This window comes from Actinoplanes sp. CA-252034 (assembly GCF_050956125.1).
GTDB lineage: Bacteria > Actinomycetota > Actinomycetes > Mycobacteriales > Micromonosporaceae > Actinoplanes.
The window spans coordinates 7,878,427-7,901,428 of the sequence record NZ_CP191846.1 but is presented as its reverse complement, the minus strand read 5'-3'; the positions used below and the strand labels follow the sequence as shown (position 1 = coordinate 7,901,428).

20 protein-coding genes are annotated in these 23,002 nt (G+C 71.4%); 10 read left to right on the top strand and 10 right to left on the bottom strand.

The genetic code is table 11. The annotated features are described in order from the left end of the window. Window positions 1-4: 4 nt before the first annotated feature. Both gap and ACQPZW_RS35845 read right to left on the bottom strand, forming a co-directional pair. On the bottom strand, window positions 5-982 hold the full coding sequence (gene gap / locus ACQPZW_RS35850; RefSeq protein ID WP_433797722.1) for a type I glyceraldehyde-3-phosphate dehydrogenase: 978 nt from the start codon (window positions 980-982) through the stop codon (window positions 5-7). After that, entirely contained in the window at window positions 973-1,977 is a 1,005-nt protein-coding gene (locus tag ACQPZW_RS35845; RefSeq protein WP_433790434.1) for a GlxA family transcriptional regulator, read from the bottom strand. Before ACQPZW_RS35845 ends, gap begins: the two co-directional genes overlap by 10 nt. A gap of 91 nt (window positions 1,978-2,068) precedes the next feature. On the opposite strand from ACQPZW_RS35845, the gene ACQPZW_RS35840 reads away from it, so the two are divergent. Next, window positions 2,069-3,079 carry a LacI family DNA-binding transcriptional regulator gene (locus ACQPZW_RS35840; RefSeq protein ID WP_433790433.1) on the top strand — a complete coding sequence of 337 codons (1,011 nt, stop codon included), beginning with the start codon at window positions 2,069-2,071 and terminating at the stop codon, window positions 3,077-3,079. 132 nt (window positions 3,080-3,211) lie between these two features. On the opposite strand, the gene ACQPZW_RS35835 is transcribed toward ACQPZW_RS35840, so the two are convergent. Further along, window positions 3,212-4,624 carry a serine/threonine-protein kinase gene (locus ACQPZW_RS35835; RefSeq protein WP_433790432.1) on the bottom strand — a complete coding sequence of 471 codons (1,413 nt, stop codon included), beginning with the start codon at window positions 4,622-4,624 and terminating at the stop codon, window positions 3,212-3,214. Between the two features lie 174 nt (window positions 4,625-4,798). Between ACQPZW_RS35835 and ACQPZW_RS35830 the strand changes: the two genes are divergently transcribed. The 6 genes from ACQPZW_RS35830 (at window position 4,799) to ACQPZW_RS35805 (ending at window position 11,881) form a co-directional block, all read left to right on the top strand. Next, on the top strand, window positions 4,799-5,413 hold the full coding sequence (locus ACQPZW_RS35830; RefSeq protein WP_433790431.1) for a hypothetical protein: 615 nt from the start codon (window positions 4,799-4,801) through the stop codon (window positions 5,411-5,413). A gap of 136 nt (window positions 5,414-5,549) precedes the next feature. Next, window positions 5,550-7,388, top strand: coding sequence for a diguanylate cyclase domain-containing protein (locus ACQPZW_RS35825; protein WP_433790430.1), 1,839 nt, complete (start codon window positions 5,550-5,552; stop codon window positions 7,386-7,388). Further along, on the top strand, window positions 7,385-9,667 hold the full coding sequence (locus tag ACQPZW_RS35820) for a putative bifunctional diguanylate cyclase/phosphodiesterase (protein WP_433790429.1): 2,283 nt from the start codon (window positions 7,385-7,387) through the stop codon (window positions 9,665-9,667). The genes ACQPZW_RS35825 and ACQPZW_RS35820 overlap by 4 nt, the downstream gene beginning before the upstream one ends. A 23-nt stretch (window positions 9,668-9,690) precedes the next feature. After that, entirely contained in the window at window positions 9,691-10,203 is a 513-nt protein-coding gene (locus ACQPZW_RS35815) for a hypothetical protein (protein WP_433790428.1), read from the top strand. Further along, a complete protein-coding gene (locus tag ACQPZW_RS35810) occupies window positions 10,191-11,090 on the top strand; it encodes an SCO6745 family protein (RefSeq protein ID WP_433790427.1) in 900 nt (299 codons plus the stop codon). The genes ACQPZW_RS35815 and ACQPZW_RS35810 overlap by 13 nt, the downstream gene beginning before the upstream one ends. A 14-nt stretch (window positions 11,091-11,104) precedes the next feature. Next, a complete protein-coding gene (locus ACQPZW_RS35805; protein ID WP_433790426.1) occupies window positions 11,105-11,881 on the top strand; it encodes a hypothetical protein in 777 nt (258 codons plus the stop codon). Between the two features lies 1 nt (window position 11,882). On the opposite strand, the gene ACQPZW_RS35800 is transcribed toward ACQPZW_RS35805, so the two are convergent. The 7 genes from ACQPZW_RS35800 to ACQPZW_RS35770 all read right to left on the bottom strand — a co-directional run bounded on the left by ACQPZW_RS35800 (window position 11,883) and on the right by ACQPZW_RS35770 (window position 18,754). Continuing rightward, the gene (locus ACQPZW_RS35800; RefSeq protein ID WP_433790425.1) at window positions 11,883-13,013 is read right to left on the bottom strand and encodes an ABC transporter substrate-binding protein; all 1,131 of its coding nucleotides are present in this window, start codon (window positions 13,011-13,013) and stop codon (window positions 11,883-11,885) included. Window positions 13,014-13,026: 13 nt separating this feature from the next. Beyond that, on the bottom strand, window positions 13,027-13,782 hold the full coding sequence (locus ACQPZW_RS35795) for an ABC transporter permease (RefSeq protein WP_433790424.1): 756 nt from the start codon (window positions 13,780-13,782) through the stop codon (window positions 13,027-13,029). Between the two features lie 73 nt (window positions 13,783-13,855). Beyond that, a complete protein-coding gene (locus ACQPZW_RS35790; protein WP_433790423.1) occupies window positions 13,856-14,665 on the bottom strand; it encodes an ABC transporter ATP-binding protein in 810 nt (269 codons plus the stop codon). Further along, a complete protein-coding gene (locus ACQPZW_RS35785) occupies window positions 14,662-15,504 on the bottom strand; it encodes an ABC transporter permease (RefSeq protein WP_433790422.1) in 843 nt (280 codons plus the stop codon). The genes ACQPZW_RS35790 and ACQPZW_RS35785 overlap by 4 nt, the downstream gene beginning before the upstream one ends. Then, window positions 15,501-16,508 carry a TIGR03842 family LLM class F420-dependent oxidoreductase gene (locus ACQPZW_RS35780; RefSeq protein WP_433790421.1) on the bottom strand — a complete coding sequence of 336 codons (1,008 nt, stop codon included), beginning with the start codon at window positions 16,506-16,508 and terminating at the stop codon, window positions 15,501-15,503. Before ACQPZW_RS35780 ends, ACQPZW_RS35785 begins: the two co-directional genes overlap by 4 nt. A 6-nt stretch (window positions 16,509-16,514) precedes the next feature. After that, window positions 16,515-17,915 carry a dihydropyrimidinase gene (gene hydA / locus ACQPZW_RS35775; RefSeq protein WP_433790420.1) on the bottom strand — a complete coding sequence of 467 codons (1,401 nt, stop codon included), beginning with the start codon at window positions 17,913-17,915 and terminating at the stop codon, window positions 16,515-16,517. Further along, window positions 17,912-18,754, bottom strand: coding sequence for a nitrilase-related carbon-nitrogen hydrolase (locus ACQPZW_RS35770; protein WP_433790419.1), 843 nt, complete (start codon window positions 18,752-18,754; stop codon window positions 17,912-17,914). The genes hydA and ACQPZW_RS35770 overlap by 4 nt, the downstream gene beginning before the upstream one ends. 251 nt (window positions 18,755-19,005) lie before the next feature. Here ACQPZW_RS35770 and ACQPZW_RS35765 point away from each other — a divergent pair, with 251 nt between their 5' ends. From ACQPZW_RS35765 to ACQPZW_RS35755, 3 genes are all read left to right on the top strand, one after another. Continuing rightward, window positions 19,006-20,292 carry an aminotransferase class I/II-fold pyridoxal phosphate-dependent enzyme gene (locus tag ACQPZW_RS35765; RefSeq protein WP_433790418.1) on the top strand — a complete coding sequence of 429 codons (1,287 nt, stop codon included), beginning with the start codon at window positions 19,006-19,008 and terminating at the stop codon, window positions 20,290-20,292. Then, window positions 20,289-21,587: an aspartate aminotransferase family protein gene (locus ACQPZW_RS35760; protein ID WP_433790417.1), complete on the top strand. Its 1,299-nt coding sequence runs from the start codon at window positions 20,289-20,291 to the stop codon at window positions 21,585-21,587. Before ACQPZW_RS35765 ends, ACQPZW_RS35760 begins: the two co-directional genes overlap by 4 nt. A 184-nt stretch (window positions 21,588-21,771) precedes the next feature. Then, on the top strand, window positions 21,772-23,001 hold the full coding sequence (locus ACQPZW_RS35755; RefSeq protein WP_433790416.1) for an anion permease: 1,230 nt from the start codon (window positions 21,772-21,774) through the stop codon (window positions 22,999-23,001). Window position 23,002 lies beyond the last annotated feature (1 nt).

Sequence of the window (23,002 nt, the reverse complement as noted above, 5' to 3'; positions counted from 1 at the left end):
CAGGTTAACGGGCCAGGAGCGTCAATGTGTCGACGACCCGGTTCGCGAAGCCCCATTCGTTGTCGTACCAGGCCACGACCTTGACCAGCCGGCCGTTCGTGGCGGTCAGCAGCGAGTCGAAGATCGAGGACGCCGGGTTGCCGGTGATGTCCGACGACACCAGCGGGTCGGCCGAGAACTCGAGCACGCCGCGCAGCGGGCCGGACGCCGCCGCCTCGAACGCCGCGTTGATCTCCGCGACCGTCACGTCCCGGCTGACCAGGGCGTTCAGTTCGACGAGCGAGCCGACCGGGACGGGGACCCGCACTGAGTAGCCGGACAGCTTCCCGTTCAGCCGGGGCAGGACGGCGCCGATCGCGGTGGCCGCGCCCGTGGTCGTCGGGGCGATGTTGACGCCGGCGGCACGTGCCCGGCGCAGGTCGCGGTGCGGGCCGTCCTGCAGGTTCTGCTCCTGCGTGTAGGCGTGCACCGTGGTCATCGAGCCGGCCTCGATGCCGGCCAGGTCGTCGAGCACGGACGCGACGGGGGCGAGGGCATTCGTGGTGCAGGAGGCGTTGGAGACGACGCGGTGGCGGTCCGGGTCGTACGCGTCGTGGTTCAGGCCGTAGGCGATGGTCACGTCGGCGCCCTTCGCCGGGGCCGTGACCAGGACCTTCCGGGTGACGTGCACGCCGGCGCCGGCGGTGAACCGGCCGGTGGACTCGATGGCGACGTCGACGTCCTGCCAGGGCAGCCGGGCCGGGTCGGCCTCGGCCGTCACGGCGATCTTGTGACCGTTGACGATCAGATGACCGTCCGCCACCTCGATGGTGCCGGGGAAGCGGCCCAGGGTGCTGTCGTAGCGGAGCAGGTGCGCGAGAGTCCGGGCGTCGGTCAGGTCGTTGATCGCGACGATCTCGAGATCGCCGTCCCGGCCCGCGGCAGCACGGAGGACATTTCGACCGATACGGCCAAAGCCGTTGATAGCAGCTCTCATGTCGATGATTCTTCGCCGTTCGCCGGCCGGGAAGCAGGCGGTGCAGCGCCGGATCCCGCAAGCTTTCCGCCAAACGCACGGCGGTACTCGGTCGGCGTCATGTCCAGGATCCGCTGGAAGTGCAGCCGCAGGTTCGCGCCGGTGCCCAGACCCACCCGGCCGGCGACCTGCTCCACGCTCAGGGCGCTGGCCTCCAGCAGCGAACGCGCCAGGTCGATCCGGGCCCGCAGGATCCAGTGCATCGGCGTGTACCCGGTGTCCTCGACGAACCGGCGGGCGAACGTGCGGGTCGACACACCCGCGTGCCGGGCCAGGTCGGCGACCCCGATCGGCTCGCCCAGCCGGCGCAGGGCCCACTCGCGGGTCGCGGCGAACACCTCACCCAACGGCTCCGGCACGGTACGGGGCACGAACTGCGACTGGCCACCACTGCGGTACGGGGCGGCCACGATCCGCCGGGCCACGTCGTTGGACGCCTGCACCCCGTGGTCGCGCCGGATCAGGTGCAGGCACAGGTCGATCCCGGCCGCCACCCCCGCCGAGGTCAGCACCGTCCCCTCGTCGACGAACAGCACTCCCGGATCGACGGTGACCTTCGGATACTCCCGGGCCAGCACCGGCGCCATCGACCAGTGCGTCGTCGCCCGCCGGTCGTCCAGGATCCCGGCCGCGGCCAGTGCGAACGCGCCCGTGCAGATCGACACCATCCGCGCGCCACGGAACGCCGCGTCCCGTAACCCGTCGAGGACACGCTGGTCCAGCGGCTGCAGCGGAGTGTTGTAGCCGGGCACGATCACGGTGTCCGCGTCGTCGAGGGCCTCCGGGCCGTGCTCGACCACGAAACCTAGCCCGTCGCGCCCCTTGACCGGGCCGGCCACCAGCGAACAGTGCCGCAAGTCGTACGGCAGGCCGTGTCTCGGCGCGAAGATCTGCGCGCTGATCCCGACGTCCAGAGGTGCGGCGCCCGGCAGCACCAGGACCGTGATGCGGTGAGGTCTCACCCGGACAACTCTGCCGCAGCGCCGCCACCACCCTGGAAAGCCGCAGGCCGCACGTGTACCGTGGGTCGGTCGCGGAAAGGACGGTTCAGCGATGAATCAAGATCGGAGCCGCGCTACCGGGCGGCCGACTCTCGAAGAGGTCGCGGCCAGGGCCGGCGTCGGCCGTGGCACCGTGTCCCGAGTGGTGAACGGATCGGCCCAGGTCAGTCCCAAAGCGCGGGAAGCCGTCCAGGAGGCCATCGACGCCCTGGGCTACGTCCCCAACCGGGCGGCGCGCGCGCTCGTGACTCAGCGAACCGATTCGATAGCCCTGGTGATCTTCGAGTCCGGTGAGCGGTTCTTCGCCGAGCCCTTCTTCGGCCGCATCGTGCAGTCCATCTCGTCGGTGCTGGTGGCGCGCAACCTGCAGATGGTCCTGATGATCGCGCAGGCCCCCGAGGAGCGCCGCCAGCTCGAGGGCTACCTCACCCGCCAGCACGTCGACGGCGCGCTGCTGCTCTCGCTGCACGGCGACGACCCGCTCCCGGCCATCCTGGAGGAGCGTGGCGTCCCCACCGTCCGGGCCGGGCGGCCCTATCACCCGGAGCCGGTCAGCTTCGTCGACGCCGACAACCGCGCCGGTGCCCGCGCCGCCGCCGCCTACCTCCGTGACCAGGGCCGCCGCTGCATCGCCACGATCACCGGCCCGCTCGACATGGCCGTCGGCATCGCCCGCTACGACGGCTACCGCGACGTCGTCGGCGAGGGCCCGGCCGCCCGCGGCGACTTCGGCGAGCTCTCCGGCGCCGCCGCGATGGAGTGGCTGCTCCAGCAGTACCCGCAGATCGACGCGGTCTTCGCCGCCTCCGACATGATGGCCGCGGGCGCGTTGCGTGTGCTGCGCCGCGCCGGCCGCCGCGTCCCCCAGGACGTCGCCGTCGTGGGCTTCGACGACTCGGTCGTCGCCCGGCACACCGACCCCCCGCTGACCAGCGTCTACCAGCCGATCGAGCAGATGGGCCAGGAGATGGTCCGCCTCCTGCTCGCCAAGATCGACGGCGACGAGCCCTCCGACTTCGAGACGGTGCTGCCCACCCGCCTGATCCTGCGCGGTTCCGCTTAACCCTTTCAAGGGGTACGCCGTACGCCGGCGCCCGTGGCCACACCGCGGCGCAGGCGGTGGGTCCCGCCCGCCAGCGCGCCCGCCGGGCGGAAGCCGCCGCCCACCGTCACCCCGCCGTCCGCCGGGGAGTGGTCAGGAGGTCGAGGCGGTCCGGAGGTCGTTGAGGCGCTCGCGCAGCAGCGTGGCCTGCTCCGGGGTGACGCCGCGCTCGTTGACGCGCTGGCGGACCTTGTCGAGCAACTCGTCGACCTGGTCGGTGACGTCGTCGGCGGCCGGGTCGATGAGGCGCAGCAGATTCTGGAAGTCGAGGGCCACGTCGGGGCGGATCCCCCCGGACTGCTCGCCCTTCTCGACCGTGGCCTGGACGCGGGTCAGGGCGGCCTCGACGGTCAGCACCGGGTCGGTGGGGGTGACCCTGTTCGGCTCGGGTGGGGACGGCGGCGGCGCGACCGAGATGCTGGGCTCGGCCTTCTCGGTGGGACCCGCCGACTCGGTGCGGGCCGTCGTGGGTGACGAGGCCGGCGGCTGGGCGAGCTCGACCGCATCGTCGGGAGTGGTGGCGGCGTAGAGGACCGCCACGACGATGGCGGCGACCCCGGCCAGCGCGGCGGCGAACGCCACCCGCCGGGCGCCGGGGGACGTGACCCGCGGCGGGGCGGGCAGCACCTTGGCGTGTCCGGTCGGCGGTGGCTTGGGCAGCGGGATGGTGAGACGGGCCGGGGCCGACGGGACGAGCCGGGTGAGCACGCGGCGGGCCTGGGCGGCGGTGGGGCGGCGGCTCGGATTGTCGTCGAGGCAGCGCAGGATCAGCTCGCGCAGCCGGGCCGGCAGGGTCTCCGGCAGCGGGGTGGGCCCGTGCGCCTGCGCGGCGGCGAGCTCCTCCCAGGTGTTGACGTCGTACGGCGGATCGCCGGTCACCATCTCGAACAGCAGCACGCCCAGCCCGTACAGATCGGTGGCCGGCTCGGCGGGCTTGCCGTCGAGCCGCTCGGGCGCGGCGTAGGCGGGTGTGCCGAAGCTGACCCCGGTGTCGTCGTCGTCGGGCTCGCCGGCGGCGGCGCTGATCCCGAAGTCGAGGAGCTTGACCCCGCCGGGACACAGCATCACGTTGCCGGGCTTGATGTCGCGGTGGACCACCCCGGCGGCGTGGGCGGCGGCCAGCGCCTCGGCCACGGCCGCCCCGATCGACACCGCCTCGCCCCACGGCACCGGGCCGTCGGCGTCGCACAGCCGGGCCGCGACCGTCTCGCCGCTGAGCAGCTCCATCACCACGAAGGGGGCGACCGAGCCGTCCGGGCGGACCGCCTCACGGTAGTCGTGGACAGCGGCGATGCCCGGGTGCGAGAGCCGGGCCGCGAGCCGCGCCTCCCGCCAGGCCATGTGCGCGGCACGGGTGTCTCCGGCCGGCAACTTGACCGCCACCGGCCGGTCCAGCAGCTCGTCGGTGGCTCGCCAGACCTGCGCCATGCCACCGGTCTCGAGGAGGGTGACGAGGCGGTACCGCGAGGCGAGCAGCACTCCCGAGTCCGGCCAAACTTCGTGCATCCCAGGACATTCGCCCAGTCCGGCACAGCATGTCAACTCCCGGATTCGCGGGGCGCGGCGCATCTCACCCTCGGTGAGAAATCCCGTGGCAACCGATCCGCAACCGGAGGCGCACCGGACTGAACCCGGGCGGGCGAACGATGACATCACCCCCGAGTTGAGGAGTCCTCCCGAATGCGTATGCGCCGTAGTGCCGCAGCCGTCGCTCTGGCCGTGGCGGTCGTCGTTCCGACCGCTGTGACCGGCGTGGCCGCCTATGCCCAGGGCCCGTCGACGACCGCCGCGGACGTGCAGGCCGCCAAGAAGCCGGCTCCCGGAAAGCCGGCTCCCGGAAAGCCGGCGAAGCCCGTGAGGAAGGCGCCGTTCCAGGCCAGCGGAACGGTCACCGCCGTCGACACGGCCGCCGGGACGCTCACGGTCGCCGCCCGCGGCGGGACCAGAGACGTACGCGGCAGGACCGTGACGATGAAGGTCGCCTCCGGCGCGCGGATCGTGCTGAACGGCAGGAAGGTCAAGCTGGACGGCCTCGCCGCCGGCCTGAAGGTGTCGGTCACCGGCACGCGGGTCGACACCGCCTACACCGTGGCCAGGATCCAGGCGTCCGGAAAGGTGAAGCCGGCCCCGGTGCCGACCCCCACCGCCTCGACGTCCCCCACCGCGACGCCGACTCCGGAGCCGTCCGACTCCGCCGAGCCGTCCCAGTCCGCCGAGCCGTCCCAGTCCGCCGAGCCGTCCCACTCCGGCGAGCCCACCGGGTCCCCCGAGCCGTCCGAGTCCGAGGACGACTGACAGACCCCCGGCGACCGGTACGCCCCACCCGCCATGACAAGCCGGGGCGTGCCGGTCGTCGGCGTTCAAAGACTAAGACCCGGAGCCCATCGGCCGATTGCTGGCGGGGAGGGACCGGAGCAGGACGGAGAGTGGCATGCCACCAGCGGTACGCGCCGGTTCGTGGCGTGATCCGGTACTGATCACGGTCGCCGTGTCGGCCGTGGTCGTGGTCGGGGCCTTCCTACTGGACGTGGGGACGCCCCGCGCCCAGCTGATCGCCGGCGCGATCGTCGGCCCGGTCCTGGATCTCGCGCTCACCTGGCTGGCCCTCCGGGTGTGCCGGGTCCCGGGCCTGCCGTCGCACGCGCGCCGTTTCTGGGGCGCCACCGGGGCGGCCGGGCTGCTGTTCCTCGCCGGCGACCTGGTGCAACTGGTCACGGTCGTCACCGATCCGGGCATCCAGCGCCTCGCGTTCCATCCGGCGCAGTCGGCGACGATGATGCTGGGCGTCCTGGTGATGCTGGTCGGCCTGCTGCTGCCACAACGGGTGGCGAGCCGGTCGCGCCGCGAGCGGACCCGTCTGCTGCTGGACGCCGCGATCCTGATGTCCGCCTCGGCCGTGGTGGCCTGGTGCCTGATGACCCGGCCCGGGATGGCCGAGGCCGGCCCCGCGGCGCTCTTCCTGGCCCTGTTCGGCTGCGGTGTGGTGCTGTGCGCCGTCTTCGCCGGGATCCGCTCCGGTCTGACCGGGGTGTCGCCGATGAGCCGGGCCGCCGCCGTCCCGATGATCACCGCCTCGATCGGCCTGGCGGCGGCGAGCGTGCTGCTGCCCAGTGGCAGTGTGCCCGGCAGCGGCGCGCAGATGGCCCTGACGATCTTCCCGTGTTTCCTGGTGCTGGCCGGTCCGCGGCTGCAACTGCTGGACGGCGTGGACGGCCTGGACGGGCGGGAGTGGTTCGACCGGCGACGGCGGTACAGCGTCCTCCCGTACGCCGGCACCCTGGTCTGCGCGGTCGCGCTGGTGTTCGTGCTGGCCGACCGGGGACTGGGCGTGTCGGCGTGGGGCGCGCTGGCCGGTCTGCTGGTCAACGTGGGCCTGGTGATCGCCCGGCAGGTGCTGGCGCTGGACGAGAACGACTCGCTGGTCGGCGAGATCCGGCACCGGGAGCAGCGCCTCACGTCCCTGCTGGAGCACTCCTCGGAGATCATCTCGATCGCCGATCCGGCCGGCGGGTTCCTCTACGTGAGCCCGGCCGTCGAGCGGATCCTCGGATTTCCGGTCGAGGAGGCCCTCGGCCGGTGCTCGCTGGACATCCTGCACCGCGACGACCGGGCGCGGCTGGCGGCCGGGCTCGACGAGCTGTACGCGAAGCCGGGGGTCGAGATGACCTTCCAGGGCCGTTACCGGCACGCCGACGGATCGTGGCGCTGGCTGGAGGTGGTGGCGGTGAACCTGACGGGGGAGCCCGGCATCGACGGCGTGGTGTGCAACTCGCGGGACGTCACCGAGTCACGGGAGCTGCACGAGCGCCTGCGCTATCAGGCCGGCCACGACGATCTGACCGGGCTGGCGAACCGGCGCGGGTTCACCGCGGCGATGGAGGCGTGCCCGGCCGACGCCACCGTGCTGCTGATCGACCTCAACGGCTTCAAGGGCATCAACGACACGTACGGGCACGCGACCGGCGACGCGGTGCTGAGACATGTGGCGGACCTGCTGCGCGACTGCGCCGGCCCGGACGACGTGCCGGCCCGGCTGGGCGGCGACGAGTTCGCGGTGCTGACCGGCGACGACCGGCCCGCGGCGGACCGGATGGTGGAGCGGATGCGGGCCCGGTTCGCGACTCCGGCCGTGATCGACGGCCGGGAGGTGACGGTGGGCGCGAGCATCGGTGCGGCGACCGGCCCGGCGGGCGGCGGCGACCATCTGCTCAACACCGCCGACCTGCTGATGTACGAGGAGAAGCAGCGTAGCCGGGCGTGGACGTCATGAGGCGTCACGTCGTGTCGGCCGCCCTGCTCTGTCTGCTCGGCACGCTCTGGTTCCTGCTGTGGACGGCCATGGCGCCCGGCACCGTGGCGATCGGCTACCTGTTCATGCCGCTGTCGATGAGCGTGGGCGGGCTGGCCGTGCACACGCTGCTCCGCTCGGCGTCGCTGGCTCCGTCGGGCCGCCGGTTCTGGCTGCTGCTGGAGATCTGCTGCTTCCTGTTCGCGGCCGGGTTCTCGGTGCTGGCGTTCGACGCGTTCCGGCAGGCGCCCGAGCTGCCCGCGATGCCCCCGCTCGGCGCCGCCCTGATCGGTGCCGGGGTGCTGGTCGCGATGTGGGGTGTGGCCCAGGTCCCGCTCGGAGTGACGACCTGGTACGAGCGTGGGAAGCAGTGGCTGGACCGGACCATCGCGTTCCTCGGGTGTGCCACCGTGCTGTGGCACTTCGGCATCTCACCGATGTTCTGGGCGCCCGAGCCGTGGACTCCGTCGGCGCTCGTGGTGCTGCTGCTGGCGTGCCTGTTCGCGGCCGGGTCTATCACCAAGGTGTCGTACATAGCGGGTGGCCCGGTGGACCGCCGGGCGATGCGGCTGGTCGCCTCCACGGGCCTGATCGCGGCCGGGGTGGCTTTGCTGGCGGTGCTCGGCGGCTACCACGGGATCCTGCCCGGCCAGGCGGTGTGCATGCCGGCCAGCGGCCTGCTGATCGCGCTCGGCGCGCGCCGCCAGCTGGCCGCCGTCGACGACCCGCGGGAGAGCGGCGGGAGCAACGTGTGGCTGCCGTACCTGGCGGTGCTGGCCGTCGACGTACCGGTCGCGGACGTGCTGATCCGCCCGTGGCACTGGGCGCCGGGCGTCTGGGAGGGCCGGGCCGTGGTGCTGGCCGCGGTGGTGGTCACCGCGCTGGTGGCGCTGCGGCAGTACGTGGTCTACCGGGAGAACGCCGGGCTGCTGCGGGAGAAGCAGAAGTCGGAGGCGCTGCTGCGGCACGAGGCGACCCACGACCAGCTGACCGGTCTGGCCAACCGTGCCCTGTTCCGGTATGCCCTGGACCGGGCTCTGGAGGCCGGCCCGGCGACGGTGCTGCTGGCCGACCTGGACGAGTTCAAGACGGTCAACGACTCGCTCGGCCACGACGCGGGTGACGCGCTGCTGGTCGCGTTCGCGCAGGTGCTGCGGGCTGCGGCCGGTCCCGGCGCCGAGGTGGCCCGGCTGGCCGGTGACGAGTTCGCGGTGCTGGTGCCGGGCGGCGTGCGGGGCGAGGAGGTGGCCGAGCGGATCGCCGCCGCGACCGTCGTGCCGATCAGTGAGCAGCGGCTGCTGGTGAGGTTCAGCGCCGGGCTGGCGACGGCCCCGCCCGACACCTCGGCCAGCGACGTGCTGCGCCAGGCCGATGCCGCGCTCTACGCCGCGAAGGAGCGGGGCCGCGCCAACTGGGTCCGGTACGCCTGGGGCATGGAGCGCCCGAAGTCGGCGCACGCCCGGCTCGGCGGCGACCTGCGCCGGGCCCTGGACGCGGGCGAGTTCCGGCTCGTCTACCAGCCGATCGTCGCGCTCGACGACGGCCGGATCGTCGGGGTGGAGGCGCTGGTCCGCTGGGACCACCCGGAACGCGGCCTGGTGTCGCCGGCCGACTTCATCCCGGCCGCCGAGCGGACCGGCCTCATCGTGCCGCTGGGCCGCTGGGTGCTGCGCGAGACGTGCCGGCAGGCGGCCGCGTGGATCGCCGAGTTCGGCCCGGAGGTGCTGGACAAGGCCGCCCCGAACGTGTCGGTGCGGCAGTTGCACGATCCCGACTTCGTGGCCGACGTGGCGGCCGCGCTCGCCGACCACGGCCTGCCCGCGAACATTCTCGTGCTGGAGCTGACCGAGTCGGCGGTGCTGCGCGGCCAGCACGTCTCCGAGGTGCTGCACGAGCTGCACGACATGGGGGTGCGGCTGGCGCTGGACGACTTCGGCACCGGTGAGTCGTCGCTGAGTCTGTTGCGCGCGTTCCCGGCCGCGATCGTCAAGCTGGACAAGTCGTTCGTCGACGGCATCGAGCTGGACGAGCCGGACACCCCGGCGGCGCAGGCCCGGCAGGCGGTGGCCCGGGCGGTGGCGCAGCTCGCCGACGCGCTCGGCCTGGACACCGTGGCCGAGGGCATCGAGAGCCAGGAGCAGGCCGACCGCCTGCTCCGGCTCGGCTATCACGTCGGTCAGGGCTACCACCTCGGGCGGCCGATGCCGCCCGAGCAGCTGACCGAGATCTTCGCGGCCCGGCGGGTGCGGGCGGCCGCCTGAAAAACCCCCGATAAGGTACGGCGATGAGCGCGGCCGACGACGGAACAGAGACCGCCCGGTCGCTCACCGAGTGGCTGGACGAGCTGACGTTCGCCGACCTGCCGGAGGGTGACGCCGCCACGCGGATCGCCGACTCGGTCGAGCGGTGGGCGCAGTGGCAGGGCTGGCGGGTCTACCGTCGTGCGCCCAGCGTCTTCCCGCTGCCACCGCCGTTGCGCGGCAACTCGGTCATCGACGTGGCCTGCGCCCGCCCGGGCAGCCCGCCGCTGGCGATCGAGATCGACCGGACCGACCGTCAGCGGACGGTCGACAAGCTGCTGGCCGAGGCCGCCGCGGGCCGGGTCGCGATCTGGGTGCGGTGGGGGACCGGCCCGTTCCCGCCGCCACCGCTGCCGGTGCACCTGGTGGTCCGTGAGGCGTCCCGCCGGGCGGGCCGCTGGCATACCGTGTCGGCAGCGCCACCCGCGCCGCGCCATTCCGGGGCCGTCCCCTCCGGAGACGCCGTCCACGCCGAGGAGCTGCCGTGGGAGCTGTGACCGAGAGTCCGTACCGTCTGGCCTGGCGGGTGACCGAGCCGCTGCACGCGATGATCTACTTCGTCCCGGAGGCGCCGGAGCGCTACGCGGCGTTCGGGATCCGCCCGATGGACGGCTACTTCGGGTCGCGGGGCGCCGCGTTCGGCCCGGTGGGGCCGGGGATCGTGGCTGCCACCTTCTACAACTTCAACCCGGCCCGGGTGGCCCGCGCCCTGCCGGCGGTCTGGTCGAAGGCGTCGCCGGAGCAGCTCCTTGCGGCCCGCCTGGACGCCGCTGACGCCGCGCTGACCCGCGGCCTGGGTGTGGAGGTGGTGAACGGGCCGGAAGTCGCCGAGGCGGCCGCCCTGGCCCGCCGGGCGGCGGAGAAGGCGGTCACCCTGCCGCACGGCCGGCCGCTGTTCGCCGCGCACGCCGCGCTGCCCTGGCCGGACCGGCCGCACCTGGTGCTCTTCCACGCGCAGACGCTGCTGCGCGAGTTCCGTGGGGACGGGCACGTGGCGGCGCTGCTGGCCAACGGGATCAGCGGGCTGGACGCGATCGTGATGTACGAGGCGAGTGGCGCGTCACCGGCGGGCCTGCTGCGGACCACCCGGGGTTGGAGCGCCGAGCAGTGGGCGGAGGCCGAGGACGATCTGCGCCGTAGCGGCCTGATGGACGCCGACGGGAAGCTGACCGAGGCCGGGGTGGCGCTGCGGGCCCACGTCGAGGACCGCACCGACCAGGTGGCCGAGGTGGCCTACCGGGCGATCGGCGAGGACGGCTGCCGGCGCCTGGCGGAGCTGACCCGACCGTTGAGCCGGACCGTCGTCAAGGGTGGCCTGCTCAACCCGATGAGTCTGATCACGCATTCCTCTCGGCCGAATCATTTGCCGGAGGGTAATCGGTAGGTCACTCTAGGTGCGTGACACAACAATTGCGGAGACACCCGGCGTCCTGGTGGGCGCAGTTCCAAGAGGCCTCCGAGCGGTTCGACACCGCGTACCTGACCGAGGGGATGGGGGACCTGATCACCCCGAAGATCGGCTCACCGCTGCTGCGGCGGGAGGCGGAGATCGCCACCGACGTCGTGGTGCGGCACCTCAACAAGCCGCAGGCCGAGGAGCTGGCGGACCGCGCCCGCAAGAGCACCGCGCGGCTCGTCGAGACGGTGACGCGGCTGGAGGAGCGCTCCGGTGACGGGTTCTCGCTCACCGAGGCCTACGCGCTGTGTCATCTGCTCGAGGGCCGGCTCGGTGAGGCCGCGAACGCGGCCGAGGAGTTCGTCAAGACGCAGCAGATCCTGCGGATCTTCGTCGGCGCGATGCGGATGGAGCGGTTCGACGCCGACCTGGCGGTCAAGATGCTCGCGGCCGGGCATCAGCCGGCCGCGGCGATGCAGTCCGGGCTGGTCGTCGGCAAGTACAGCTGGTGGCCGAGCTGGCTCATCAAGATCGTCACCGAGCGGGCGATGGACGGCCACCTCGACCAGGAGACCGTCCAGGCGCTGGACAAATGCGCGTATGCGGAGCTGAGCCCGGCCCAGTCGAGGATCGCCCGCCGCCTGCTGGCCGGTGAGGACGCGCTGATCGACGCGTCAGCCGTCCGGCTGGAGGGCCTGGGCGAGACCGACGCCGCCGAGAAGCTCCGCAAGGGCGACCTGACAGCTGTCGCCCTCGCGGCCCGTCTCATTCCGGTCTAGCTCATGCACCACCCTCGGTGAGGGTCACCGTGGCGGGCTGGAACGCCGAGCCCGTCACGTCCACACCCGCGGCCTTGGCCTGCTCGATCGCCTGATTGATGTAGTCGTTCGTGTAGGCCAGGCCCGCCGGGGCGGCCTTCAGCACCGTGTCACCGGTCTGGTTCCTCGTGGTCTGCGAGATCTCGACGGTCTGCTTCCAGGCCGCCTCGTCGATCACGCCGATCCCGGCGCCGGCCGCCGGCCAGACCAGCTTGTTGACCTCGTTCATCTGCCACAGCTGGTGGCTCTTCCCGAGCTTGGAGCCCTTGGCGACGACCAGGTCACGGCACTTCTCCGCGTTGTCCCGGCAGTACGCCCAGCCCTTGATCGTGGCGGTCAGGAACTTCACGGTCTGCGCCTGGTAGTTCGGGTCGTTCAGCTTCTCGGTGTTCGCCCACACCGCGTCCTGCAGCATCGACGAGCCCTCGGCCTTCCAGTCGATGATCGCGAAGTCGTCGGCGGTGTAGAGCTGACCGGTCGCCGGGTTCTTCGCCTCCAGCAGCTGGGCGTACTCGTTGTAGCTCATCGCCTGGGCGGCGTCGATCTCCTTCTTCAGCAGCGCCTGCATGTCGAACTGCTGCTGCACCAGGGTGACGTCCTTGCCCGGGTCGATCCCGGCCTTGGTCATGCCGGCGAACAGCTCGAACTCGTTGCCGAAGCCCCAGTTGCCGACCTTCTTGCCCTTGAGGTCGGCGGCCTTGGTGATGCCGCTGTCCTTCCAGGCGACCTGGTAGGTGCCGGAACGGGCGAAGATCTGCCCGACGTCGGTGATGCCCACGCCCTCCTCGCGGGAGGCGAGCGCCTTCGGCACCCAGGCGATCGCGTAGTCGGCCTTGCCGGTGGCCAGGACGACCTGCGGGACGATGTCGACACCGCCTTCGAGCAGCTCCACGTCGAGGCCCTGCTCCTTGTAGAAGCCCTGGTCCACGGCGGCGATGTAGCCGGCGAACTGGGCCTGGTAGAACCACTGCAGCTGCAACTTGATCGGGGTGAGGGAGCCGCTCGCGCCGGGGGCCGGGGTGGCGGGGGTGTCGGCGGTGCCGCAGGCGGTGAGTGCGAGAACGGAGGCGAGGAATATCCGGGAGAGCTTCAAGGCGTGCTCCTGACTAGCTGATCAAACGTTGTTTCCAGGGCATGGCCAGACGCTCCAGCAGGAGCGTGACCAGGTAGAAGGCGAGTCCTAGGAGGCAGGCGCCGGCCACGAACGCCCAGGCGCGGGGATAGGCGGTGAACGCCGCGGCGGAGGTGATCCGCGCGCCGAGCCCGTCCTGCAGCCCACCGAAGTACTCGGCGACGACCGCGGCGATCACGGCCAGCGACGACGCCTGCCGCAGGCCGGTGAACAGGTGGGGGAGCGCGCCGGGCAGCCGCACCTTCCGGGCGAAGGTCCAGCCCGAGGCGGCGTACGTGCGCATCAGCTCCTGATGCACCGGGCTCACCTCGCGCAGCCCGCGCAGCAGGTTGAGGAAGACCGGGAAGAACACCACGATGCCGGTGACCAGTCGGCGGGGGATGCTGCTGGTCGACTCGAACATGTTGTTGAGGATCGGGGCGAGCGCGATGATCGGCAGCGCGTTGACCACTGCCGCGAACGGGATCGACACCTCGCCCAGCAACCTCGACCGGCTCGCCGCCAGCGCCGCCAGCACGGCCAGGATCGTGCCGCCGATCAGCCCGGCGAGCGCGTTGGCGCCGCTGGCCAGGGCGGCGTCCCAGATGTTCTGCCGCTGTTCGGCGATCTGCGCGCCGATCGCGGACGGGGCGGGGAGGATGAACGGGGCGACCCGCCCGAGAGTCACGAAGACCTCCCACAGGACCAGGGCGAGGACCCCGAAGACCACCGGCGGCAGTACACGTCTCATGCCGCCACCTCCGCTTCGCTCCGGCATCGGCATGAGTGACGGACGTCGCCCGGTGACTCGCTCACAGGCTCGCTCATGAGCGCAGCGCCCGTCGGACCTCGGTGATCTTCTCGAAGTAGACCGGCGACTGCCGCCCCGCCTCGTCCCGGGACGCGAGCTTCACCTCGATCGACGCGGTGATCCGGCCCGGGCGGGCTGACATGACGACCACCCGGTCGGAGAGGAACACCGCCTCGGAGATCGAGTGGGTGACGAAGACCGTGCTGGTCCCGGTCGTGGCGCAGATGCCGAGCAGCTCCGACTGGAGGCGCTCGCGGGTCATCTCGTCGAGCGCGCCGAACGGCTCGTCCATCAGCAGCAGCGGCGGCTGGACGGCCAGGGCCCGGGCGATCGCGACCCGCTGCTGCATGCCACCGGAGAGCTGGCCGGGGTAGTGGCCGGCGAACTCGGAGAGCCCGACCAGTTCCAGCATCTGCTCGGCCCTCGCCCGGCGGTCGGCCTTGGACATGCCGCGCAGTTCGAGGGGAAGCTCGACGTTGCGGCGCACGGTCCGCCACTCGAAGAGGCCGGCCTGCTGGAAGGCGATGCCGTACTCCTGCTCGCGGCGGGCCTGCGCGGCCGGCCGCCCGGCGACGGTGACCGTGCCGGTGGTCGGCGCGATCAGGTCGGCGATCAGGCGCAGCAGGGTGCTCTTGCCGCAGCCGGACGGCCCGATCAGCGAGACGAACTCGCCGCGGCCCACCGTCAGGTTCACGTCGGACAGGGCCGTGACCTCGTCCGAGCGGCCCGGATTGAAGACCTTCGTGACGTCGTCGACGACCACCGCGGCCGTGTCGTCACGGTCCGGCGCCGGCACGACGTCGGGGCTCGCGAGCTCGCTCATAGGGTGACCACCTCCACGTGGCGCCGGTGCCGCATCAGCGGCAGTTCGAGAAGGGAGACGGCGCCGGCGACGAGCAGGCCCAGCAGGGCCGCGCCGAGCATCGCCGTGTAGACCTTGGCGGGATCGCTGGTGGCCTCCCGGGAGTACTCGATGATCAGGCGTCCGATGCCGCCGCGGGTGCCGGTGGAGATCTCGCCGACCACCGCGCCGACCACGGCCGCCGCCCCGGCCAGGCGCAGCGCCGGGAAAAGATAGGGCAGCGCCGCCGGGAAGCGGAGTTTGACCAGCGTGCGCCACCAGCCGGCCGCGTAGCTGCGCATCAGCTCGGCGCCGGCCGCCGACGGCGACTGGAGCCCGCGCAGCATGCCCACGGCGACCGGGAAGAAGGCCAGATAGGCGGCGATCACCGCCACCGTCGCCCAGGGCGGCATCAGCGCGCCGCCCCAGCCGGCGATCAGCGGCGCGAGCGCCACCAGCGGCACGGTCTGGGAGAGGATGACGTACGGCAGGAGCCCGCGCTCGACGATCCGGAACCGTTGCATGGCCGCCGCGAGGACGAGCCCGATCACCGTCCCGGCCAGGAACCCGGCCGCCGTGATGCCGAGCGTGAACAGGCAAGCGTCGAGCACCACGATCCACACCGGCCGGCCGCCGGTCATCTCCGGGTCGGCCAGCCGGGTGAGGATCGTCCACAGGTGTGGCATGGAGAGGTCGTCGGCGCGCGGGAGCACCCGTACGCCGAACAGCACCGTCCCCTCGGGTTCGCCGACTGCCTTGTACCCCTCCCACAGCAGGGCGGCCGCGATCAGTCCGGCGATCACCGAGAGGACGCGCCTCACGAGAACGCCGGGATGACGTGCTCGCCGTAGGCGGCGAGAGTCGATTCCTTGCCATCGTGCTGCAGGTAGACCGAGAACTGGTCGACGCCCAGCGCCCGGAGGTCCTTCAGCTTCGCGACGTGGCTCTCCACGGGGCCGAGGACACAGAACCGGTCCACGATCTCGTCCGGCACGAAGGTCGTGTGGCTGTTGCCGGCTCGACCGTGCTCGCTGTAGTCGTACCCCTGCCGTGCCTTGATGTAATCGGTGAGGGCCTGCGGCACCGCGCCGCCGTCGCCGCCGTAACGGCCCACGATGTCGGCGATGTGGTTGCCGACCATGCCGCCGAACCAGCGGGTCTGCTCCCGCTGATGCGCCAGGTCGTCACCGACGTAGGCCGGAGCCGCCACGCAGAACTTGATGGCGTCCGGGTCCCGTCCGGCCTTGACCGCGGCCGCCCGCACCGCCTTGATCATCCACTCGGCGATGTCCGGGTCGGCGAGTTGCAGGATGTACCCGTCGCCCACCTCGCCGGTGACGGCCAGCGCCTTCGGGCCGTAGGCGGCCACCCACACCTCCAGGCGGCTGTCCGCGGCCCAGGCCAGTTGCAGCTCCTGACCGCGGACGGTCACCCTCTCGCCGTTGCCGAGGCCCTTGATCGCCAGCACGCTCTCGCGCAACTGGCCCAGGGTCTGCGGCGTGAGGCCGAGCACCCGCAGGGCGGAGTCGCCGCGCCCGATGCCGCAGACGGTCCGGTTGCCGTACATCTCGTTGAGGGTCGCGAAGGTCGAGGCGAGGACCGTCCAGTCCCGGGTGCCCGGGTTGGTGACCATCGGCCCGACGACGATCCGCTCGGTCGCGGCCAGGATCGCCGAGTAGACGACGAACGGCTCCTGCCAGAGCACGTGCGAGTCGAACGTCCAGAAGTGACTGAAGCCGGCCGCCTCGGCCTTCTTCGCCCACTCGACGACCTCCAGCGCGGGCGGGTCGTTCTGTAATACAACACCGATGTCCAAGTGGCCCACCCCTTTCTAGATCAGGTAGTCGCTGAGGCCGCGCTTGAGATAGCGGCCGCGGCCGGCCCGCCCGGTGTACTCGCCGCCGGACGCGATCACCTCGCCGCGGGACAGGACGGTGTCGACCTTCCCGTCGATCTCCCAGCCCTCCCACGCGGAGTGATCCATGTTCATGTGGTGCGTCTCGGCGCTGATCCGGGTGCGCCCGTTCGGGTCGTAGAGCACGATGTCGGCGTCCGAGCCGGGCGCGATGACCCCCTTACGCGGGTAGAGGCCGAACATCCGGGCCGGGGTGGTCGCGATCGTCTCCACCCAGCGGGCCAGCGACAGCTTGCCGTCGACGACACCCTGGTAGAGCAGGTCCACCCGGTGCTCGACGCTGCCGATGCCGTTCGGGATCTTCGAGAAGTCGCCGAGGCCCAGCTCCTTCTGGTCCTTGAAGCAGAACGGGCAGTGGTCGGTCGACACCACCGACAGGTCGTTGGTTCGCAGGCCCTGCCACAGGTCGGCGCGGTGCGACTCGTGCTTGCTCCGCAGCGGCGTCGAGCAGACCCACTTGGCGCCCTCGAAACCGGGCGCGCCGAGCTGGTCCTCCAGGGTGAGATAGAGGTACTGCGGGCAGGTCTCGGCGAACACGTTCTTCCCCGCGTCCCGGGCCCGGGCCACCTGCTCGAGGGCCTTCGACGCGGACAGGTGGACGATGTAGAGCGGGCAGTCGGCGGCGACCGACGCGAGCCAGATGGCCCGGCTGGTGGCCTCCGCCTCCAGTTCTTGCGGCCGGGTCAGGCCGTGGTGGATCGGATCCGTCTCGCCGCGTTCCAAGGCCTGCTTGACCAGCACGTCGATGGCCGGGCCGTTCTCCGCATGCATCATGATCATGGCGCCGTTGTCGCGCGCCTTCTGCATCGCGCGCAGGATCTGGCCGTCGTCGGAGTAGAAGACGCCCGGATACGCCATGAACAGCTTGAAACTGCTGATGCCCTCGTTGGCGACCAGGTGGTCCATCGCCTTGAGGGACTCGTCGTCGACCCCGCCCATGATCATGTGGAAGGCGTAGTCGATGTGGCAGTTCCCGTCGGCCTTGCCGTGCCAGGCGGCCAGGCCGTCCTGGATCACCTCACCGGTCCGCTGCACCGCGAAGTCGATGATCGTCGTGGTGCCGCCGATCGCCGCCGCCCGGGTGCCGGTGTCGAAGGTGTCGCTGGCGTGGGTGCCGCCGAACGGCAGCTCCATGTGGGTGTGGGCGTCGACGGCGCCCGGGATCACGTACTTTCCGGTCGCGTCGATGACATTCTCGATGTGAGGCGCGGCGCCGGGCGCGAAGAGCGCGACGATGGTCTCGCCGTCGATCAGCACGTCCGCTTTCGTCGCGCCGGTGGGGCCGACGACGGTTCCGCCGCGGATGAGCAGAGTCACGGCGCCACCAGCCCGTCGTAGCTGTCCGGGCGGCGGTCCCGGTAGAACTGCCACCGGTCGCGGACCGTGGCGAGCAGACCCAGGTCCAGGTCGCGGATGATTAGCTCGGGGTTGTGGGTGTCGGCCACCTCGCCGACGAACTTCCCCTCCGGGTCGACGAAGTACGTCTGCCCGTAGAAGTCGTTGTCACCGAGGTCCTCGACGCCCACCCTGTTGATCGCGCCGATGAAGTACTCGTTGGCGACCGCGCTGGCCGGCTGCTCCAGCTGCCACAGGTAGGAGGAGAGCCCGCGGCTCGTGGCCGACGGGTTGAACACGATCTGCGCCCCGTTCAGGCCGAGCGCGCGCCAGCCCTCCGGGAAATGCCGGTCGTAGCAGATGTAAACGCCCACTTTGCCGACCGCGGTGTCGAAAACCGGATAACCCAGGTTTCCCGGACGGAAGTAGAACTTCTCCCAGAAACCCTTCACCTGCGGGATGTGGTTCTTCCGGTATTTGCCGAGATATCTACCATCGGCATCGACCACCGCCGCTGTGTTGTAGAGGACTCCGGGCTGCTCCTGCTCGTACATCGGCAGGACCATGACCATTCCCAGCTCGGCCGCGAGAGCCTGGAAGCGCTCGGTCGTCGGGCCGGGGATGCTCTCGGCATACTCGTAGTAGGCGGCGTCCTGCACCTGGCAGAAGTACGGGCCGTAGAACAGCTCCTGGAAGCAGATCACCTTCGCCCCCTGGGCGGCGGCCTCACGAGCGTAGTCCTCGTGTGCCTTGATCATCGATTCCTTGTCGCCCGTCCAGGTGGTCTGGACGAGGGCGGCGCGGACGACTCCGGTCGTCATAGCGGCCCCTCTCTTTTTGATCTTTTACGCACGCGCAGTGCGCCGGGAAGCGCCTGTGATCGTGTGTTTACTCCTAGTTATAGGTTCGGCGCCAGGCCTTGCTTGTCGACGCCGGATGCCGTAGGACACTAACGACACAGATTGAGGCGAACAATTGCCCGTACGTTACGGAATGTTTCGGAGACGATAATTTGCTGACCCTGATCACCGGGGCGGTTCAGGACAGAAGCGCCCGCGGCATCGCTGCGGCCGTGAGCCGGTTGATCACGTCCGGCCACCTGCCCGCCGGCGCACGCCTGCCCACCGTCCGGGTGGTCGCGGGCTCGCTCGGGGTGAGCCCGACGACGGTCAGCGAGGCGTGGCGCAACCTGATCCTGGCCGGGGCGATCCAGACCCGCGGGCGGTCCGGCACCTACGTCTCCGGGCCGCTGCCACCCCGGGCCCGGCTGCGGTACGCGCAGCTCAGCGGCGCGCGGGTGGACCTGCCGCAGGACCTGTCCACCGGTGTGCCCGACCCGCTGCTGCTGCCCGACCTGACCGCGGCGCTACGGCGGATCGGGGACGGGCGATGGGCCGGCAGCTACCTCGACGCCCCGGTGCTGCCGGAGCTCGAAGCGCTGCTGCGGGAGCGGTGGCCGTACCCGCCGGAGAAGCTGACCGTGGTCGACGGCGCGATGGACGCCCTCGACCGGGTGGCCGGCGCCGTCCTGCGCTATGGCGACCACGTGCTCGTGGAGAACCCGGCCTTCCCGCCGTTGCTCGACCTGCTCCAGGCCCTCGGCGCCACCGTCGTCGGGGTGCCGATGGACTCGGCCGGCATCGTCCCGGACGCCCTGCGACAGGCGCTCCGTGACTACCGGGCGGTCGCTCTCTTCCTCCAGCCGCGTGCCCACAACCCCACGGGTACCAGCATGGACGAGTCGCGCGCGGCGCTACTGGCGAACGTCCTCCTCGACGCGCCGCATCTGCTAGTGGTCGAGGACGACCACGCCGGCGGCATCGCCACCGCGCCGCCCGTCAGCATCGGCCGCTACCTGCCCGAGCGCACCGTGCACGTGGCCGGGTTCTCCAAGAGCCACGGGCCGGACCTGCGGCTCGCGGCGGTCGGCGGGCCGGCGCACGTGCTGGACGCGCTCGCCGACCGGCGGCTGCTCGGGCCCGGCTGGTCCAGTCGGCTGCTTCAGGGCGTACTCCTCGATCTGCTGACCGACCCGCGGGCCGTGGCGCGCGTCGCGGCCGCCCGGGACGCCTACGCCGCGCGCCGTGCCGCCCTGCTCTCCGCCCTGCGCGCCCGCGGGGTGACGGCCACCGCGGCGGACGGGATCAACCTCTGGATGGCCGTCCCCGACCAGCAGAACGCCATGGTCGCGCTGGCCGCCCACGGTGTCGCGGCCGCGCCCGGCGCTCCGTTCTGCGTCACCCCGCTGGATGTGGACCATCTGCGCATCACCGCCGGCCTGGTCGCCGGCGGCTACGACGTGCTGGCCGACGTGCTGGCGGTCGCCACCGTTCCGAACACCCGAAGGAGGACCCCATGAGCGAGCTTTTAGGCCGGCATCGTGCCGTCATGCCCCACTGGATGCCGGTCTACTACGGCGACGACGCGCTGGAGATCGTCTCCGGCAGCGGGCGCCGGGTCACCACCGCCGACGGTCGCACCTACCTCGACTTCTTCGGCGGCGTGCTGACCACGATGATCGGTTACGACGTGGCCGAGATCAGCGACGCGGTCCGCCGGCAGATCGGCACCGGTGTCGCCCACACGTCCACCCTCTACCTGATCCGGCAGCAGGTCGAGCTGGCCGAGAAGATCGCCCGGCTCTCCGGCATCCCGGACGCACGCGTGTTCTTCACCAACTCGGGCACCGAGGCCAACGAGTCCGCCCTGCTCATGGCCACCAACGTCCGGCGGTCCAACCAGATCCTGGCGATCAAGAACAGCTACCACGGGCGGACCTTCGGCACCATGGCGATCACCGGGCACCGGACCTGGTCGTCGAGCTCGCTGAGCCCGTTCACGGTCAACTGGCTCGCGTCGGCCGACCGGCTGCGCGGGCGGATGGCCCGGCTCGGCGACGCCGACCTGATCGAGGCGGCCGTCGACGACCTGCGGGAGGTGCTCGCCACGGTCACCGCCGGGGACGTGGCCGCGCTGATCGCCGAGCCGGTCCAGGGTGTGGGCGGGTTCGTGGCCGGACCGGACGGGCTGCTCGGGGCGTACCAGAAGGTCCTCGGCGAGCACGGGATCCTGCTCATCGCCGACGAGGTGCAGACCGGCTGGGGGCGCACCGGCGACCACTTCTGGGGCTACCAGGCGCACGATGTCGTTCCGGACCTGATCACGTTCGCCAAGGGGATCGGCAACGGTTTCGCCCTCGGTGGGGTGGTCGGCAGCGCCATGGTGATGAACGCGGTGCCGGCGATCAGCTTCTCCACCTTCGGCGGCAACCCGGTCAGCGCGGCGGCCGGCAACGCGGTCCTCGACTACGTGCTCGACCACGACCTGCAGGGCAACGCGCGGCGGGTGGGCGCCGTCCTGCTGGACGGGTTGCGGGCGCTGTCGTGCGCCATCATCGGCGAGGTGCGGGGCCGCGGCCTGATGATCGGCGTCGAGTTCGTCCGCCCCGGCACCACCGAGCCGGACCCGGCTGCCACCCTCCGCGTCTTCGACCTGTGCCGGGCGGGTGGCCTGCTGGTCGGCAAGGGTGGCCTGCACGGCAACGTGCTGCGGATGGGGCCGGCGCTGACGCTGACCGAGGACGAGGCCCGTGAGGGACTGGCGATCCTGCGGGACGCGATCATGACGGCAGACGCCGAATATCAGGTCCGATAAGTCGGACTTATCAGCGTTTGGCGCTAAGCTATTGTTCACCTTTGGTCCATCTGTGGAAGCGATCGGTAGCAGGCCGGTTGCTTTCCGTGCAGTTTGGGGAAACATCAGGTTAACGACAGCGGAACCTTGTACATGTCTCGTTCTGCCTATGGCAGCGCGCCCGTAACTCGGTCACGATCACGGCGTGACAGAAACATCCGTGATCTTGGCGCTGGTGGTCATCACGGCCCTGGCCTTCGATTTCACCAACGGGTTCCATGACACCGCCAACGCGATGGCGACCTCCATCGCGACCAAGGCGCTACGGCCCAAGACCGCCGTCGCCCTCTCCGGTGTGCTGAACCTCGTCGGCGCGTTCCTCTCGGTCGAGGTCGCGCTGACCGTCACCAACGCCGTGGTCAAGATTCAGGACAAGAGCGGCGCCCCCAAGGCGGGACTCCTCGCCGACGGTGGCGGCACCCTGTTGCTGATCATCCTGGCCGGCCTCGTCGGTGGCATCGTCTGGAACCTGGCGACCTGGCTCCTCGGCCTGCCGTCCAGTTCCTCCCATGCCCTCTTCGGCGGCCTGATCGGCGCCACCCTCGCCGGCCTGGGTGTGGCCGGCGTCAACTGGAACGGCGACGGCTCGAAGCTCGACGGCGTCGTCGGCAAGGTGCTGCTGCCCGCCGTGATCTCGCCGGTCATCGCGGGTGTCGTCGCCGCGGCCGGCACCTGGATCATCTTCAAGATCACCACCGGGGTCGCGGCCCGCTTCACCGAGCAGGGCTTCCGCTGGGGCCAGATCGGCAGCGCCTCCCTCGTCTCCCTCGCGCACGGCACCAACGACGCGCAGAAGACGATGGGCGTCATCACGCTCGCCCTGATCGCCAGCGGTCACTGGAGCGACCTGGAGAACATCCCGCTCTGGGTGAAGGTCTCCGCCGCGGTCGCCATCGCGCTCGGCACCTACCTCGGCGGATGGCGCATCATCCGGACCCTCGGCAAGGGCATCACCGACATCAACCCGCCGCAGGGCACCGCCGCGCAGTCCGGCGCCGCCGCCGTCATCCTCGCCTCCAGCCACCTCGGCTTCGCGCTCTCCACCACGCACGTCGCCACCGGCTCGGTCATCGGCTCCGGCCTCGGCCGCCCCGGCGCCACCGTCCGCTGGGCCGTCGCCGGCCGCATGATCCTCGCCTGGCTGATCACCCTGCCCGCTGCCGGCCTCGTCGGCGCGGTCATGTACTGGATCGGCGACGCCGTCGGCGGCATGTCCGGCGCCCTTGTCGTCTTCACCCTGCTGGCCCTCGCCTCCGGGGGCATGTACCTGCGCTCCCGCACCGGCAAGGTCGACCACGAGAACGTCAACGACGACTGGGACGGCGAAACCGTCCCCGTCGTCGCCACCCCCGTCCCCGCCGTCGCGGCGAACTGAA